This window comes from Candidatus Tokpelaia sp. (genome assembly GCF_008636115.1).
Lineage (GTDB): Bacteria > Pseudomonadota > Alphaproteobacteria > Rhizobiales > Rhizobiaceae > QLZD01.
Window position 1 is genome coordinate 1 of the sequence record NZ_QLZD01000027.1, and the last position, 15,163, is coordinate 15,163.

13 protein-coding genes are annotated in these 15,163 nt (G+C 52.9%); 11 read left to right on the forward strand and 2 right to left on the reverse strand.

Going from position 1 to position 15,163, the window contains the following annotated elements; genetic code table 11:
* Window positions 1-332 precede the first annotated feature (332 nt).
* Window positions 333-2,642, forward strand: a complete 2,310-nt coding sequence (locus DPQ22_RS04030) for an AGE family epimerase/isomerase (RefSeq protein ID WP_190323147.1) — start codon at window positions 333-335, stop codon at window positions 2,640-2,642.
* A 1,134-nt stretch (window positions 2,643-3,776) separates the two neighbouring features.
* On the opposite strand, the gene DPQ22_RS04035 is transcribed toward DPQ22_RS04030, so the two are convergent.
* Complete coding sequence (locus DPQ22_RS04035; protein ID WP_150213385.1) at window positions 3,777-4,028, reverse strand: hypothetical protein; 252 nt, start codon at window positions 4,026-4,028, stop codon at window positions 3,777-3,779.
* Here DPQ22_RS04035 and DPQ22_RS04040 point away from each other — a divergent pair.
* Window positions 4,027-4,206 (forward strand): hypothetical protein, encoded by a 180-nt coding sequence (locus DPQ22_RS04040; protein WP_150213387.1) that lies wholly within the window; start codon window positions 4,027-4,029, stop codon window positions 4,204-4,206. The two genes, DPQ22_RS04035 and DPQ22_RS04040, sit on opposite strands and share 2 nt — an antisense overlap.
* 34 nt (window positions 4,207-4,240) lie before the next feature.
* On the opposite strand, the gene DPQ22_RS04045 is transcribed toward DPQ22_RS04040, so the two are convergent.
* Window positions 4,241-4,594, reverse strand: a complete 354-nt coding sequence (locus DPQ22_RS04045) for a hypothetical protein (protein WP_150213389.1) — start codon at window positions 4,592-4,594, stop codon at window positions 4,241-4,243.
* 521 nt (window positions 4,595-5,115) lie between these two features.
* Between DPQ22_RS04045 and DPQ22_RS04050 the strand changes: the two genes are divergently transcribed.
* The 9 genes from DPQ22_RS04050 (at window position 5,116) to DPQ22_RS04090 (ending at window position 15,142) form a co-directional block, all read left to right on the forward strand.
* A complete protein-coding gene (locus DPQ22_RS04050) occupies window positions 5,116-5,529 on the forward strand; it encodes a helix-turn-helix domain-containing protein (RefSeq protein WP_150213391.1) in 414 nt (137 codons plus the stop codon).
* Window positions 5,530-5,687: 158 nt separating this feature from the next.
* Window positions 5,688-6,968 carry a methionine adenosyltransferase gene (gene metK / locus DPQ22_RS04055; RefSeq protein WP_150213583.1) on the forward strand — a complete coding sequence of 427 codons (1,281 nt, stop codon included), beginning with the start codon at window positions 5,688-5,690 and terminating at the stop codon, window positions 6,966-6,968.
* Window positions 6,969-7,017: 49 nt separating this feature from the next.
* Window positions 7,018-7,815 carry a tRNA (guanine(46)-N(7))-methyltransferase TrmB gene (gene trmB, locus DPQ22_RS04060; RefSeq protein ID WP_150213394.1) on the forward strand — a complete coding sequence of 266 codons (798 nt, stop codon included), beginning with the start codon at window positions 7,018-7,020 and terminating at the stop codon, window positions 7,813-7,815.
* A 223-nt stretch (window positions 7,816-8,038) separates the two neighbouring features.
* Window positions 8,039-8,653, forward strand: a complete 615-nt coding sequence (rimP, locus tag DPQ22_RS04065; protein ID WP_246681468.1) for a ribosome maturation factor RimP — start codon at window positions 8,039-8,041, stop codon at window positions 8,651-8,653.
* Between the two features lie 78 nt (window positions 8,654-8,731).
* Window positions 8,732-10,438, forward strand: coding sequence for a transcription termination factor NusA (gene nusA / locus DPQ22_RS04070; RefSeq protein ID WP_150213397.1), 1,707 nt, complete (start codon window positions 8,732-8,734; stop codon window positions 10,436-10,438).
* Between the two features lie 112 nt (window positions 10,439-10,550).
* Complete coding sequence (locus DPQ22_RS04075; protein ID WP_190323140.1) at window positions 10,551-11,207, forward strand: RNA-binding protein; 657 nt, start codon at window positions 10,551-10,553, stop codon at window positions 11,205-11,207.
* Window positions 11,208-11,341: 134 nt separating this feature from the next.
* Window positions 11,342-14,020 (forward strand): translation initiation factor IF-2, encoded by a 2,679-nt coding sequence (gene infB / locus DPQ22_RS04080; protein ID WP_150213401.1) that lies wholly within the window; start codon window positions 11,342-11,344, stop codon window positions 14,018-14,020.
* 214 nt (window positions 14,021-14,234) lie between these two features.
* Entirely contained in the window at window positions 14,235-14,654 is a 420-nt protein-coding gene (rbfA, locus tag DPQ22_RS04085; RefSeq protein WP_150213403.1) for a 30S ribosome-binding factor RbfA, read from the forward strand.
* 68 nt (window positions 14,655-14,722) lie between these two features.
* Window positions 14,723-15,142 carry a hypothetical protein gene (locus tag DPQ22_RS04090; protein WP_210244017.1) on the forward strand — a complete coding sequence of 140 codons (420 nt, stop codon included), beginning with the start codon at window positions 14,723-14,725 and terminating at the stop codon, window positions 15,140-15,142.
* Window positions 15,143-15,163: the final 21 nt, after the last annotated feature.

Consider the following 15,163-nt stretch of genomic DNA (forward strand, 5'->3'; position numbering starts at 1 on the left):
GTGAGCCGTGAGCCGTGAGCCGTGAGCCGTGAGCCGTGAGCCGTGAGCCGTGAGCCGTGAGCCGTGAGCCGTGAGCCGTTTATAGCGCCGCCGCGCCCTGCCCGCAAGCCTTTTTTATTTAAAATGCCAATTCTGCTTGCTTCTTTTCCCGCGCAATTATAAAGCAATATTTGCAGTATAATCCAGGTTATCAGCGCCGGGCAATATTTCCGCGAAGGCACGGCAACCTGCTCCTGATGCGTTATGAGGCCATTATGACAGAAAAAAGCGGCAATCCCATAGCGGAAAAAACAAAACCGGCGCGGGCTGAAGTGCCGCTTGTCTCTTTTATTATGAGCGGCGGGGTCGGCACGCGGCTGTGGCCGCTGTCACGGCAGGATTTTCCCAAGCAGTTTCACGATTTTTCCGGCAATGGCTCCATGCTGGCGCGCACAGTGCACCGCCTTAATTTTATCAATCGCCTGCGGCCTGAAAATTCTGCCAAAATGCCGGTTTACCTCATTGCCTCTGAGAGCCATGCTCCGCTGCTGGATAAAGAAATCAGCGGTCTGCCGCTTTATGGTGGCCAGCCGGTTTTTGAGCCGCTGGGGCGGAATACGGCCGCCGCTGTGGCGCTGGCCTGTGCCATCAGCCTGCAAAATTACGGCGACAGCCTGGTGCTTATTGTCCCTTCCGACCATGATATTGAAACAGAAGAGCAGTTTTGGCAAACTATTGAGGCAGGTATCCCGGCAGCGCAAGACGGTAAAATTGTTATTTTCGGCATTAAACCCGATAGACCGGAAACGGGCTATGGCTATATTGAGATTGCCGCTAAAACCGGTGGGAAAGAACAGGTTTTTGATGTTTTGCAATTTAAGGAAAAGCCGGATAGCACCACGGCTGAGCGCTATTGCCGGGCCGGCAATTTTCTCTGGAATTCCGGTATTTTTCTGTTTTCGGCAAAAATTATGCAACAGGCTTTTGCCCGCTTTGCTCCGGAGATAAAGCAGAATGTCTCTGCCGCTCTGGCTCAGGCGCGGCGCGATTTTTCCGGTCTATGGCTGCCTTTTGACGCTTATAAAGCCGTCCCTGCCGATTCGGTAGATTATGCTATTATGGAGCAGGCAGATAATATTGTGCTGGTGCCGGCGCGTTTCCGCTGGAATGATTTAGGCTCATGGCAATCGCTGCTGGATACGCCCGCCGGCAAAAAGAATCGTGACACTAACGGCAATGTTATTATCGGCGATGTTGTTGCCATTGATTGTGAGCGCAGTTATCTGCGCTCGCAAAGCGGGCTGCTTTCGGCAGTCGGGCTGAAAAATATGGCCGTTGTCGCCACGGGTGATGCCACTTTTATCGCCCCGGTTTCGCAAAGCCAGAATGTGCGCAAAATTGTAACCTCGCTGGAAAATTCCGGCAGGCTGGAAACCCGCTTTACCCCGGCGCCCGGCCGGCCGCCCGTGGCCGGAGCACATTTAAGCCGGGTTGAAAACTGGCTGTTTGAAGAGGCCTTGCCTTTATGGTCGACCAAAGGGGTTGATGACAAAGGCGGGTTTCATGAAGTGTTAAATTTTGACGGTCTGCCTTTACATAGAGATAAAAGAATGCGCACCCAGGCGCGGCAGGTTTACACCTTTGCCGTTGCCGGTGCCCGCGGCTGGCAAGGGCCGTATCGCGAACTTATTGCGCATGGGTTGGATTTTATTGAAAAAGGGCGGCTCGATAATGGCGGTTTTGTTGCGACATTTGACGCAGACGGCCATATTAAAGATACAACAGAAGATTTTTACGATCAAAGTTTTGTGCTGCTGGCTTTGGCGTATGCCCATGCCGGCGGTGAGCGCCGCGCGCGCAGGCTGGCGGAAGAAAGCTTTGCTTTTCTGGATAAATATTTGCTGGATAAAAGCGGCAAACCGGCCGGCACAAGGGGCTATTTTGAAACCCGGCAAAATGACCGCCCGCTGCGCCGTGCCAATCCGCATATGCATTTTTTGGAAACCTGTCTCGCCTGGTATGAAGTGACAGGGGAAGCAGACTATCTCGATCGCGCCGCCAATATTGTAGACCTGTTCCGCAATATATTTTTTGACGCAGATAATTGGGCTTTGGGTGAATTTTTTGACGCAGACTGGCAAAGAGCCAAAGGGGAGGCCGGTGATATTTGCGAGCCGGGCCATCATTTTGAATGGGCTTCGCTGCTCGTGGCCTATGAGCGCCACAAAACTGCCTTTGCCGCCCGGCAGGCCAATGATAAAACGGCCGATAATGCGCCGCATAATATTGTGCTTCTGGCGCGCAAGCTTTATGCTTCAGCCATTGCCAGCGGCGTTAATCGCACCACCGGGCTTGCCTATAATTCTGTCTCGCGCTTTGGCACACCGATAGATTGTGCTACCCGCTCCTGGCCGCAAACGGAAGCGATTAAAGCGGCTATCGCTTTGGACAGTAATCACGGGCCGGATTTAAAGCCGGAAGTAGAAAGCCGCATTGCCCGCCTGTTTCGCTGGCATATTGACACTGCGCCCAAAGGCCTGTGGATTGATGCGATTGACGAACAGGGGAAAGCGCGGTCACAATCTGTCCCCGCCTCTATTTTTTACCATTTAGTGGCGGCTTTGACGTATTATATGGATTTTGCCGCCGCACTCGAAAGCTGACAGGCACCACCCAAACAGTGCCGAAGCAGTATTGGCGGCGGGAAGATGCGGAGATAAACATAAACGGGGCGGGTTAAAAATTGCGGTAGCCATTATAGCTGCCTGTGCCAATGATAAATTCAGCAAAGCACGGGACAGTTTTTTGGACGGGGCCGATAAAACCTGCAAAAGCGGGCTGCTATGCGCAAGAACTGCAAGTATAGAGCACCCGCTGCTCTCCGCGCCCGCACGCCTTGGCGAAAACCAGTATAGCTCATCAGAAACCGCAGGTGCGCGCGAAGCGTGCAAACCGCAGGTGCGCGCAAGCCGTGCAAACAGCGCCCGGGTTGGGAGGCTTTGGGCGCAACAAAGAACAGGCGCGCGTGAGCCGTGCAAACAGCGCCCGGGTTGGACAGGCTAGCCTGTGGCGGCGGGCGCAGCAAAGAACAGGCGCGCGTAAGCCGTGCAAACAGCGCCCGGGTTGGGGGGCTTTGGGCGCAGCAAAGAACAGGCGCGCGTAAGCCGTGCAAAATGCGGTCACGCCGCAACTGGTCAGGGACGCTCCAGGGGGCGGATTTTATTATAGCTAATCAAGAATTATAAATTAAAAATCAACAGCTTATATTTTTGTATCTGTCAAACCGGCATTAAAATATCAATAAGTTAGTGGCGTTTTGTCAAACCTTTTTACTATCTCAAATCCGATACGCTATCCGCTTTGTGTATCAAAAAATGGGGATTTTATGTAAACAAGGGGATTTGCCTGCATTTTGTGGTAGACAAGCTTCGGTTGACAAAACAGGCTGTTTTTCTGTTTTGGTTGCACAGGCGGCAAGGCAACTGCGCCCCACTATACGCTATTATCAGCAGTAAGCCCTAAATATATCGCGCACGCTTTTACGGCAGGCATGCTCACCCGAAAATAGAGGCGGCACGCGGTTTCACCGCCTTCATGAACTATCTTCCGGAATTCATCTTTTGGCATCAAAAAAAGCCGCAACAAACCGGTTTGCCTCCCACTCCGCGCGCTTATGTTGCTCATCACCATTTTTTATATAATGTGTGGCGAGCATTGATATATCGGGCTTATTCTGTTTAGCCAGACTTAAATGCAAAATCAAATAAGCCAGGCTCATGCGCAACTGTGAACCGATCTCAGGCAAGGGAGGCTATTGGCGACAGATACATCTTCCAATCTGACAAAGACTTCGTGATAAGCGATCCGCTTTCGCTATCTTCATCACCGCCAGAGCCTGATTTTATTGTTCCGCCAAGACCTTTAACTGTTGCAAAAATATCATCACCCGCTTTAAAGCCAGGCTTGGCGGCAACCTTTTCCGCTAAATTTTCAACGATTTGTCTGGGGAGACAGGTCGGCATAGGCGTAATAAACCGGTCAGTTGTCATGGCACAACCCTTTATAGACGAGGCCAGGGGACGCCCCTCACCCCTGATCAATGAACCAGAGAGCTGCCTGGCGCGGGCAGCAGATTATTTGCCCTTGTGGCAAACCGGGCACAGGCAATCGGAAACAGCGAGGCAAAATGCCATGCCTGACCACAGTCTGAATGATGAAATGAGGTAAGCGGCGGCCGCGAAAACAGAGCTATTTTCCCTTTTTATGCCGCAGCAAACTCCGGCTGAAAAAAGCGAGCAGCGCCTCCGGCACGCTCAGGCAAACTGCACTGCCACAATTTGACCAGCCTGTCTTTCTTTAAATCAGCCGGGTCACTCTTTTCCGGCAGCATTATATCACAATCAGGGACAAAGAGAGCTCCGCCAAAAAACATTTTTATTTTTTCAAACTCATCGGCCCTTATTACCCGCGTCTCCTGCCCCGGCGCAGTATTAAGCATACGCGTCTTCTGCAATGGTGTCAGCCCAAAAAAATCAGCCGGGTTTTTCCGCGATCCCCTGCTCATAGCATCAAGATTCTGCTCTATACGCGTCCGTATATCTTCCCGTAAATTCATTCCTCCTATCTTCATTATATTCCAGGAGAAGAAAATAGCAAAGATAGATATTTTCTATTACAAAAAACTATCTATATCTCTATCTGCAATCTTAGGTAGAGATATAAAAACATACACTTTGCCAAAAATTTATGTGTATACCGCAGAGGGCAGATTATTTTTGCACTAATCCGGCTTTATACTCGTGCTCCTACTTGTTCTTATCCCTTAAATCAGCCAAAATTTATTTGGCAGCGGCTTTAACCGGCCGGGCGCAAAATCCAACAAAATAAGGATTTGTTTATCTATTTATATAAATATCTACGCATACTTGCAGGACTGGTAGATTTTAAAGCCGCTAAAAGCTCGGTTTACCAGGAAAAATCTTCATAAAAAGGTAACAAATGCTACGACAAAACGCCAACAGAAGCAGAACGGAATTTACAATTTACCTGTTATGCCCTTTTAAACGGAAAGTTAAGTTGCCCTCTTCTAAAGTGGAATGATTCCCCCGAATAAACAGTTTTAAAAGCTAGATTTTCATGAGTAAAACCAAAAAACAACCCGACCCTATTGATATTTATGTCGGTGGTCGCATTCGCCTGCAGCGCAATTTAAAAAACATGACCCAGCAGCAATTAGGGGAGCAATTAGGGGTAACATTTCAGCAAATCCAGAAATATGAAAAGGGAACAAACCGTGTCGGCGCCAGCCGGCTGCAGGCGATTTCCGAAATATTGGAAGCGCCGGTTTCCTTCTTCTTTTCCAATCCCGAAGAAGACGGGCTTTTTACAATGAAGAAAGAAGGCTTTGCCGAAGAAGGAAGCCCCCCGCCGGATTGGCAATGCTCCTCGGCGGAAGGAGCGCAGCTTATCCGCGCTTTTACCCGGATACAGGATCCGCAAGTGCGCCGCAAAATTATCGCTTTGACCAAAGTTCTGGCAGGCGGTGCCTGAAGCAGGCAATAGCCGGAGACTTTGGCGCCGACACAAGGCCAAGGCCGCCGGAGAGCAAAGAGAGAGCCGGACACGGCTCTCACCGCTGCGGGCTTGCAAGCGGCAAAGCTTTGCTTTAGATATTGCGGCCGATAAATTGCATTTAAGGGAAAATTGTGTTGCACCGGGATTATCTTTTTACCAGCGAATCAGTGGCAGAAGGCCACCCGGACAAGCTTTGCGACCGGATTTCCGATGAAATTGTCGATATGATTTACCGCGAGGCGCGCCGGGAGCAGCGCCGCAGCGGTTTCGACCCGGGCTCTGTGCGCGCCGCCTGTGAGGTGCTGGCCACTACTAATCGCGTTATTATTGCCGGTGAGGTGCGCGTGCCCCAGAGCCTGCTGAAGCGCGGCAAGGACGGCGCCCTGATTGTGGATAAAAAGGGCAGGCCGCAAATCGCCCCGCGCAAATTCCGCGCGGCGGCGCGGCGCGCTATTAAAAATATCGGCTATAATCAGCCCGGCTTTCATTGGCAGAAAGCGCGTATTGATGTTTTGCTGCATTCACAGTCATCTGATATTGCCCAAGGGGTGGATAAAGACGGCGCCGGCGATCAGGGCATTATGTTCGGCTATGCCTGCACGGAAACGCCGGCTTTAATGCCCGCCCCGATTTATTATGCCCATAAAGTTTTGGAAAAACTGGCCGCAGCCCGCCATAAGGGAGAAGGTGAGGCCGCGCTTTTGGGGCCAGATGCCAAAAGCCAGGTAACCGTGCGTTATAAGAACGGCCGGCCTTTTGAAATTTCTTCCCTTGTGCTTTCTACCCAGCATTTAATTGAAAATTGGGATTCTGCCAAAGTGCGGCAGGTGGTGGAGCCTTATATAAGGCAGGCACTGGCGGGGCTGAAAATCGCCGAGGATTGCAAATGGTATATTAACCCGACCGACAAATTTGTAACCGGCGGGCCGGACGGTGATGCCGGCCTGACCGGGCGCAAAATTATTGTCGATACCTATGGCGGCGCGGCGCCGCATGGCGGCGGCGCCTTTTCCGGCAAGGATCCGACAAAAGTCGACCGCTCGGCCGCTTATGCGGCGCGTTATCTGGCCAAAAACATTGTCGCCGCCGGGCTGGCCGAGCGCTGCACTATTCAGCTTTCTTATGCTATCGGCATTGCCCGGCCTTTATCGCTCTATGTCAATTTGCATGGCACCGGCCATAATGTAACCGAACAGCAACTGGAAGCAGTTATTTGGCAGATCATGGATTTAACCCCGCGCGGCATTCGCAGCCATCTGGCGCTGGACAAGCCAATTTATGCCAAAACCGCTGCTTATGGCCATTTTGGCCGCGAACCGGGGCGAGATGGTTCTTTTTCGTGGGAAAAAATCGATCTTGTCAAGCAATTAAAGGCAGCTTTGCCGCAAAATTCTGCCGCTCATGACAAGCAATAAGCACAGGCCGGCACAGGCCGGGAGCCGCAACCCGGCCGGATCAACAGCAATGCCGGCAAGGCAAGGGGCCTTTTTCGGCCGCCGCAAGGGCCGGCCGCTGCGGGAGCAACAGCGAGAACTGTTTGCGGCTTTGCTGCCGGAATTGCAACTGGATTTAAGCCGCCCTGCCCCGCGCGATTTGCGCGGCTTATTTGCTGCGCGCCCCGCCTCCCCAACCAGGCGTGACTTGTTTGCTGCGCGCTTGCCGCCACAGGCTAGCCTGTCCAACCCGGGCGTTTTATTTACCGCCCCGGCAGCGCTTGCCGGCACAGTGGAAAATGTGCGGCTGGAAATCGGCTTTGGCGGCGGCGAGCATTTATTGCATGAGGCCGCACGCCGGCCGGCAAGCGGTTTTATCGGCATTGAGCCATTTGTCAACGGCATGGCAAAAATGCTGGCGGCTCTGGCTGCCGCACCGCAAAAAGCGGCCAATATCCGCCTTTATCATAATGACGCGCTGCAAATACTAAATTGGTTGCCCGCTAACAGCCTTGCCGGCATTGATATTTTTTACCCCGATCCATGGCCGAAGAAAAAACACTGGAAACGCCGTTTTATCAATGCCGGAACGCTTGAGCATTTTGCCCGCCTGCTGCAAAGCGGCGGTATTTTGCGTTTTGCCTCTGATATAGACAGCTATATTAACCAGGTTTTGCAACTTATGCGCGACCATAAGGCTTTTTCATGGGCTGCAGAAACAGCAAAAGACTGGCAAATACCGTATAACGCCTGGCCCGGCACTCGTTATGAGGCCAAAGCCCGGCAGGCAGGGCGCAAACCCGCTTATCTCACTTTTATCCGCCGCTAATTGCCGCAGACGCATTCTTTTATCGCCCTTTTGTCACCTGCCCTGCCCGGCGCCGCAAGCAGGCGCGGTTCAGGCCGCCTTTGCCTGCCCCCACCAAGACTATGCTTGCATTTTGCCCCAAACAGTTCTATATTGGGCGAAATTCTTGGTCGGACAGGCAAGAGTGGGCCCTAAAGCCTGCTCTTTTTTGTTAATAAAGGCAGCGTAATACAGGTTTTTCATAGTGGCAATACAGCATAATCAGCAGCAGACAGAGGCAAATTCTTTTGCCGATGAGTCGTTTTTGCAGCCGCCGGCCGGGGTGGAGGCGCGTATTATTGCCCTTATTGCCCCGGTTTGCGAAGAGGCCGGCTTTCGTCTTGTGCGGGTGCGTCTGCTTGGCCTTAACGGCCTGACCTTGCAAATCATGGCCGAGCGCGGCAACGGCACGATGACAGTTGAAGATTGTGAGCAATTAAGCCGCGATATTTCGCCGCTGCTTGATGCGGAAAATGTGATTGACCAACATTATAATCTGGAAATTTCCTCCCCCGGTATTGACCGGCCGCTCATGCGCAAATCTGATTTTGCTGCCTGGTGCGGCCATTTGGCAAAAATTGCCATGCAAAACCCGGTTGCGGGGCAGAAGAAATTTCGCGGCATAATTATGGCAGCAGAAGGGGATTATCTCACTTTGTGCTATGAGGCAGAGGCAGCCGGCGAAGTTACAATAAACCTGCCTTTTGCCGATATTGCCGAGGCCAGTCTGGTGCTGACAGAGGCGCTTATCCGCGCTGTCCTGCAACAAGGCAAACAAAAAGCGCGGCAATCAGACGCAGGCAGAACATTGAAGGCATAAAGTACAGCCGGTTGGGCGGGTCTGCAAGAGCCGCCGCTATTATCAGGCTGAGATTGAGTAAATTTGAGGAGAATACTGATGACTGTGAGTGCAAACAGGCTTGAGCTTTTGCAAATTGCAGATGCAGTTGCGCGGGAAAAATCGATAAATCGCGAGGTTGTCCTTGCCGCTATGGCCGATGCCATTCAAAAAGCGGCGCGCTCCCGCTATGGGCAGGAAACCAATATTCGGGCGCAGATAAACGCCAGAACCGGCGATATTAAATTGCAGCGCCTGCTTGAAGTGGTGGAAAATGTGGAATTTCCCGATAGTCAGATTACGCTGGCAGAGGCCAGGGCACTGAAGGCTGATGCCGAAATCGGCGATTTTTTGACTGAAGCTTTGCCGCCAATGGATTATGGCCGGATTGCCGCGCAATCAGCCAAGCAGGTTATTGTGCAGAAAGTGCGAGAAGCCGAGCGCGACCAGCAATATGAAGAATATAAAGATCGTTTGGGCGAAATTGTCTCCGGCACAGTCAAACGGGTGGAATATGGCAATGTTATTGTCGATGTCGGCCGCGGTGAAGGCATTATTCGCCGTGATGAATTGCTGCCGCATGAGGCCTTCCGCAATGGCGATCGCGTGCGCGCTTATCTTTATGATGTGCGGCGTGAGCAAAGAGGGCCGCAAATTTTCCTCTCGCGCTCTCACCCGCAATTTATGGCAAAATTATTCACTATGGAAGTGCCGGAAATTTATGACGGCATTATCGAGATAAAATCTGTCGCGCGCGACCCCGGCTCCCGCGCCAAAATTGCCGTTGTCTCGCGCGATGCTTCCATTGACCCGGTGGGGGCCTGTGTCGGTATGCGCGGCAGCCGCGTGCAGGCTGTTGTTGCCGAATTGCAAGGGGAAAAAGTGGATATTATCCCATGGTCGCCAGATGCTGCCAGTTTTATTGTCAATGCATTGCAGCCGGCAGAAGTAGCGAAAGTCGTGCTTGACGAAGAAGCAGCGCGGATTGAGGTTGTCGTCCCTGAAAGCCAGTTGAGCCTGGCTATTGGCCGGCGCGGGCAAAATGTGCGCCTGGCTTCACAGCTGACCGGCTGGGATATTGATATTATGACGGAAACGGAAGAATCCGAACGCCGGCAGAAAGAATTTGCCGATCGCTCAAAATTGTTTATGGACGCTCTTGATGCCGATGAAATGGTGGCGCAGGTTCTGGCTTCCGAAGGTTTTGCCTCTATTGAGGAAATTGCTTATATTGAGCCGGGAGAAATTGCCGCTATTGAGGGCTTTGACACTGATACGGCGGCAGAAATCCAGGCGCGGGCGCGCGATTATATTGAGCAGGTCGAGAAACAGCATGATGAAAAGCGCCGGCAACTGGGTGTGGTCGATGCGCTGCGTGAGCTGCCCGGCATGACAACGGCCATAATGGTGGCCATTGGCGAAGACGGCGTTAAAACTATTGAGGATTTTGCCGGTTATGCGGCTGATGATCTGGTTGGCTGGCGTGAGCGCAAGGGGGCAAAAGGCGTTAAGGGCGAAATTATTGACCATAAAGGTATTTTCAGTAATTTTGATGTCAGCCGCCAGGAAGCCGAGCAAATGATTTTGGCCGCGCGGGTCATGGCCGGCTGGATTGATGAAACGGCAATGCCTGCGTCAATCGATGCGGCCGAGGAAGAAGCAGGCGTGACGACAGCAGAGGCAGAGGCCGCTCATGTGAGCGCGGCAATCGATGCGGCAAGTGAGGCGAAAGACGGCGCGCAAACGGCCGATAAACATAATGCCTGATTTGCTGAGCGGCTTGAACCGGCAGGATAGCAGGCGCTTCAGGCCAAAATCCTGCGCCGGTTCAGCGGGCTAAAGCGGGTGGATTAAGGCTTAAGGCATAAAGGCGAATCTGGTGGAAACAGTGTCTCACGGCGACAAAAAGGCGCGGCGCCTGAAAGAAAGACGCTGCATTATTTCGCGCCAGACAGCAGCGGCAGAAAATATGCTGCGTTTTGTTGCCGGCCCGCAAGGTGTGCTTGTCGCCGATATTAAGGGCAATTTGCCTGGGCGTGGGGCGTGGCTTCTGGCGCGCCGCACTATGGTGGAAGAGGCCGTCAGGCGCCGGGCTTTTGCCTGTGCTTTGCAAACGGCAGTGGAAACACCGTCTGATCTGGCAGGACAAGTGGATAAATTGCTGCTGCGCGCTGCTTTGGCAAATCTCTCCTTGGCACGGCGCAGCGGCACCGTTATAACAGGGGCGGAAAAAGTGAATGCGCTTATCCGTTCCGGCCGCGCCGCTTTATTGCTACATGCCGTTGAAGCAGCGGCAGATAGCCGGCGCAAGCTTGCTCAGGCGGTTCACGCAGCGACAGATCAGCGCAGCGATACAGCAAATTCCGCCGCAAAAGGGCAAGGAAATATCAAAATCCTGTCCCCTTTCACTGTAGAAGAATTGCGGCTAGCCTTTGGCGGGCAGAATGTGATACATATTGCTGTCACCAAAGATAGAGGCGCGGCAGGTTTTATCAAGGCGATAGCGCGGCTTGTTGCCTATCGTAATGCGGCCTGAGCGGCAGGCGGAAGCATTGTCAAGCAAAACAGCCAGGGCAATTTCGGCCGGCGGATAATGGCCGATTGCAGCAAATGCAAAAAGCGGAATGAAAATTGCGGAAAATATGGCATAAGCCATGATAGGGAAGCGGAATGACCGATAAAGAGACTGAAGATAATGCACGACAGAAAAAAACATTGACGCTCAAGCGCAGTGTTGAACACAGCACGGTCAAACAAAATTTCAGCCACGGCCGCAGCAAGGCTGTTGTGGTGGAAACGAAACGCCGCAAAATTACCCGCCCGGGTGAAAAGCCTGAAACCCTGCTTGCCGGCCGGCCCGGCGGTCAGGCGGCAAAACCGGCGGCCGCCATTGCCAGACCGCATGTGGCTGTGCGGGCAAAGGCGGCAAAAACCGGTGATGAAGCAACAGGCGGCCGGCCGGCCTTCAAAAGCGGCACGCTCTCTTCTACTGAAATGCAGGCCCGGCGGCGGGCGCTGGAAGAGGCGAAAATCCGTTCAGATCAGGAGCAGATCCAGCGGGAGGAAGAAGCCAGACGCCGCGCTATTATCGAAACGGAGCGGGCAGCAGCCCGACAGGAAAGGCTGAAACAGCAGACAGAAGCAGAAAGTGAGTTACTGCGCCGCAAACAGGAACGCGCCGATAAAAGCGGTAATATTACCGGTGGCCATGGAAGCCGTGAGACAATGGAGAGGCCCGGAGGAGGCGGGCGGGCCGGCGGCAGACCGGCGGCGGGAAGCACCGCAGCTCAGCCGGACAGCGCTCCGCTGCCGGAAAAAGCACGCCGCCCCGCTTATGGGCATCATATTCGCTCTAAAAATGACGATGATGAGGGGAACAGCGCCGGTGCGCGCCGCACGGCGGCGGCCAGGCCGGAACTGCGCCGTCCGTCACCGGTTAAGGGGGCGGAAGAGCGCCGCCGCGGCAAATTGACCCTGACTACGGTGCTTAATGATGATGGCGATGCTGTCCGCGGCCGTTCCATGGCGGCCATGCGCCGCCGGCAGGAAAAATTCAAACGCGCGCAAATGGAAACCGTGCGGGAAAAAATTGCCCGCGAGGTTATTGTGCCGGAAACTATCACTCTTCAGGAGCTGGCGCAGCGTATGGCCGAGCGCTCGGTTGATGTTATCAAATTCCTGATGAAACAGGGGCAGATGATGAAGCCCGGCGATGTCATTGACGGCGATATGGCGCAGCTTATTACTGAGGAATTCGGCCATACAGTGAAACGCGTTGCCGAATCTGATGTGGAAACGGGGATTTTTGATATTCCCGATAATGCCGGCAAAATGCAGCCGCGCGCGCCGGTTGTAACTGTTATGGGACATGTTGATCACGGCAAAACTTCCTTGCTGGACGCCTTGCGCCGCGCCAATGTGGTGGCCAATGAGGCCGGCGGCATAACCCAGCATATTGGCGCTTATCAGGTAGAGCGTGACGGTCATAAAATTACTTTTATCGACACGCCGGGGCACGCTGCTTTTACCGCCATGCGCGCCCGCGGCGCCCAGGCGACCGATATTGCCGTGCTGGTTGTGGCGGCTGATGACAGTGTTATGCCGCAGACAATAGAATCAATCAATCATGCCAAAGCGGCTAATGTGCCGATCATTGTGGCGATTAACAAAATCGACAAGCCGGCGGCTGATCCGCAGAAAGTGCGGACGGAATTGCTGCAGCATGGTGTTTTTGTTGAGAGCCTGGGCGGCGAAGTGCTGGAAGTTGAGGTTTCGGCCAAAACCGGGCAAAATCTGGATAAATTGCTGGAAGCTTTATTACTACAGGCCGAAATGCTGAATTTGCGGGCTGAGGCAGATCGTTCTGCCGAAGGTGTGGTGATTGAAGCCAAGCTGGATCGCGGCCGCGGCCCGGTAGCAACAGTGCTGGTGCAAAAAGGCACATTGCGCCCCGGCACAATTATTGTCGCCGGTGATGAATGGGGGCGCGTGCGCGCTTTAATCAATGAGCATGGCGACCATATGAAGGAAGCCGGGCCTTCTACCCCGGCAGAAATTCTGGGTATGCAGGGCACGCCGCAGGCCGGTGACCGTTTCGCCATTGTCGCCAATGAAGCCAAAGCGCGCGAAATTTCAGAATATCGGCAACGCCTGTCGCATGAAAAGGCGATAGCGCGGGCGGCAGGCTCACGCGGCTCGCTGGAGCAAATGATGAATCGCCTGCAAAGCGATGGCGCCAGGGAATTTCCGCTGCTTATCAAGGCCGATGTGCAAGGCTCGGCTGAAGCTATTATTGCCTCGCTGGAAAAACTGGGCAATGATGAAGTGCGCGCCCGCATTATTCATGCCGGCGCCGGCGGCATAACTGAAAGCGATGTGGCGCTGGCCACGGCTTCTGACGCAGCGATTATCGGCTTTAATGTCCGCGCCAATCCGCAGGCGCGGGAAGCTGCGGCCAATCAGGGCATAGAAATTCGCTATTATAATATTATTTACGATCTGGTCGATGATGTTAAGGCCGCTATGTCCGGCATGTTGTCGCCGGAGCGGCGGGAAACCTTTATCGGCAATGCCGAAATATTGGAAGTATTTGATATTTCCAAAATCGGCAAAGTGGCAGGTTGCCGCGTGACCGAGGGCAAGGTGGAACGCGGTGCCGGGGTACGCCTTATCCGCGATAATGTGGTTATCCATGAAGGCAAGCTGAAAACACTGAAGCGCTTTAAAGATGAAGTGGCGGAAGTTCCTGCCGGTCAGGAGTGCGGTATGGCTTTTGAAAACTATACTGATATGCGCACCGGTGATGTGATTGAAGCCTTCCGCGTTGAGCATATTAACCGTTCGCTTTAAGCCCCGGCGAGGCAGTTTGCCGGCATGCTGCCGCCCAATAGGCGGAGCCTGCCGGCTGGGTTAGCGGCGTGGGAGTGTGCCCGGGCGGCAAATAGAAAAGCGGCATGGCCGGGCATAATTGGCGGCAGTCGGTTGCGCTGCTTTGGCGGCAGTTGAAATCGCTCCGGGTTAAAGCTGTTATTCTTGCCGGCCCCGGGATAAACAGGGATAAAATATGAAGCAGCATAAAGAGCCGTCACAAAGGCAGTTGCGCATGGGAGAAGAAATTCGCCATGCCCTTGCTCTTCTCCTGCAAAGGGGCGATTTGCGCGACCCTTTATTGGCCAGGGCAATGATTTCGGTTGCCGAAGTGCGTATGTCGCCGGATTTAAAGCTGGCTACCTGTTTTATTGCGCCGCTGGATTCTGCTAATCCTCATGCTCCTGCGCGAGCCGATATTATTGCGGCGCTAAACCGCCGGGCAAAATATATTCGCGGCCAAATAGCCGGCGCTTTGCGCGGCTTGAGATATATGCCGGAATTCCGCTTCCTTGCCGATACAAGTTTTGACAATTTTGCCAAAATTGATGCTCTGCTGCGCTCACCCGCTGTCGCGCGTGATTTGCAGCATGAAGATGACGCCGAAGACGCCTGAAGCATCTGTGAAAACTCCACAAGCGCCTTTCCCTTTCAGTCCAATATCCTCTCAGAGCAGGTATGAAAATGAGATTTTTTTTCGCTTCTATCGCATTATTATCTGCCTTTTTCGCTATTTCCTCTGCTCAAGCAGAGGTGGTTATAACCTGCGACATTGGCACTTTCAGAATATCCGCTGATAATTTAACTTTAGAAGACGGACATCTTTCTGCAAAAGGCCGTTTATATCTTAATCTCAGAGGAAATAATAACAGTCAGATCCTGATAGGCAACAAAAATGACAGTTCAAACGCTCTTGATATTGTATGGGAGGGAAACGGTAATATTTTAAAGACAAAATTCGGGAATATAATTCTTTCACCCGCGAAAGATAGTCCGCGTGTAGATATTCAATTTCCTGATATAAATTTTACAGACTTTTATAATGGCAATAAACTATTAAATCCCGATGGCCCATTAAAACAGCAAGGCTGTATTCGGCAATAAATAATACAAAACCAGGTTACA

Bases quoted from the DNA above. Each gene is read 5' to 3' on its own strand.
- nusA (WP_150213397.1), top strand. From the start codon at position 8,732: ATGACTGTGAGTGCAAACAGGCTTGAGCTTTTGCAAATTGCAGATGCA.
- DPQ22_RS04050 (WP_150213391.1), top strand. From the start codon at position 5,116: ATGAGTAAAACCAAAAAACAACCCGACCCTATTGATATTTATGTCGGT.
- trmB (WP_150213394.1), top strand. From the start codon at position 7,018: ATGCCGGCAAGGCAAGGGGCCTTTTTCGGCCGCCGCAAGGGCCGGCCG.
- rbfA (WP_150213403.1), top strand. From the start codon at position 14,235: ATGAAGCAGCATAAAGAGCCGTCACAAAGGCAGTTGCGCATGGGAGAA.
- DPQ22_RS04045 (WP_150213389.1), bottom strand. From the start codon at position 4,594: ATGAATTTACGGGAAGATATACGGACGCGTATAGAGCAGAATCTTGAT.
- DPQ22_RS04030 (WP_190323147.1), top strand. From the start codon at position 333: ATGAGCGGCGGGGTCGGCACGCGGCTGTGGCCGCTGTCACGGCAGGAT.
- DPQ22_RS04035 (WP_150213385.1), bottom strand. From the start codon at position 4,028: ATGACAACTGACCGGTTTATTACGCCTATGCCGACCTGTCTCCCCAGA.
- DPQ22_RS04090 (WP_210244017.1), top strand. From the start codon at position 14,723: ATGAGATTTTTTTTCGCTTCTATCGCATTATTATCTGCCTTTTTCGCT.
- infB (WP_150213401.1), top strand. From the start codon at position 11,342: ATGACCGATAAAGAGACTGAAGATAATGCACGACAGAAAAAAACATTG.
- DPQ22_RS04040 (WP_150213387.1), top strand. From the start codon at position 4,027: ATGGCACAACCCTTTATAGACGAGGCCAGGGGACGCCCCTCACCCCTG.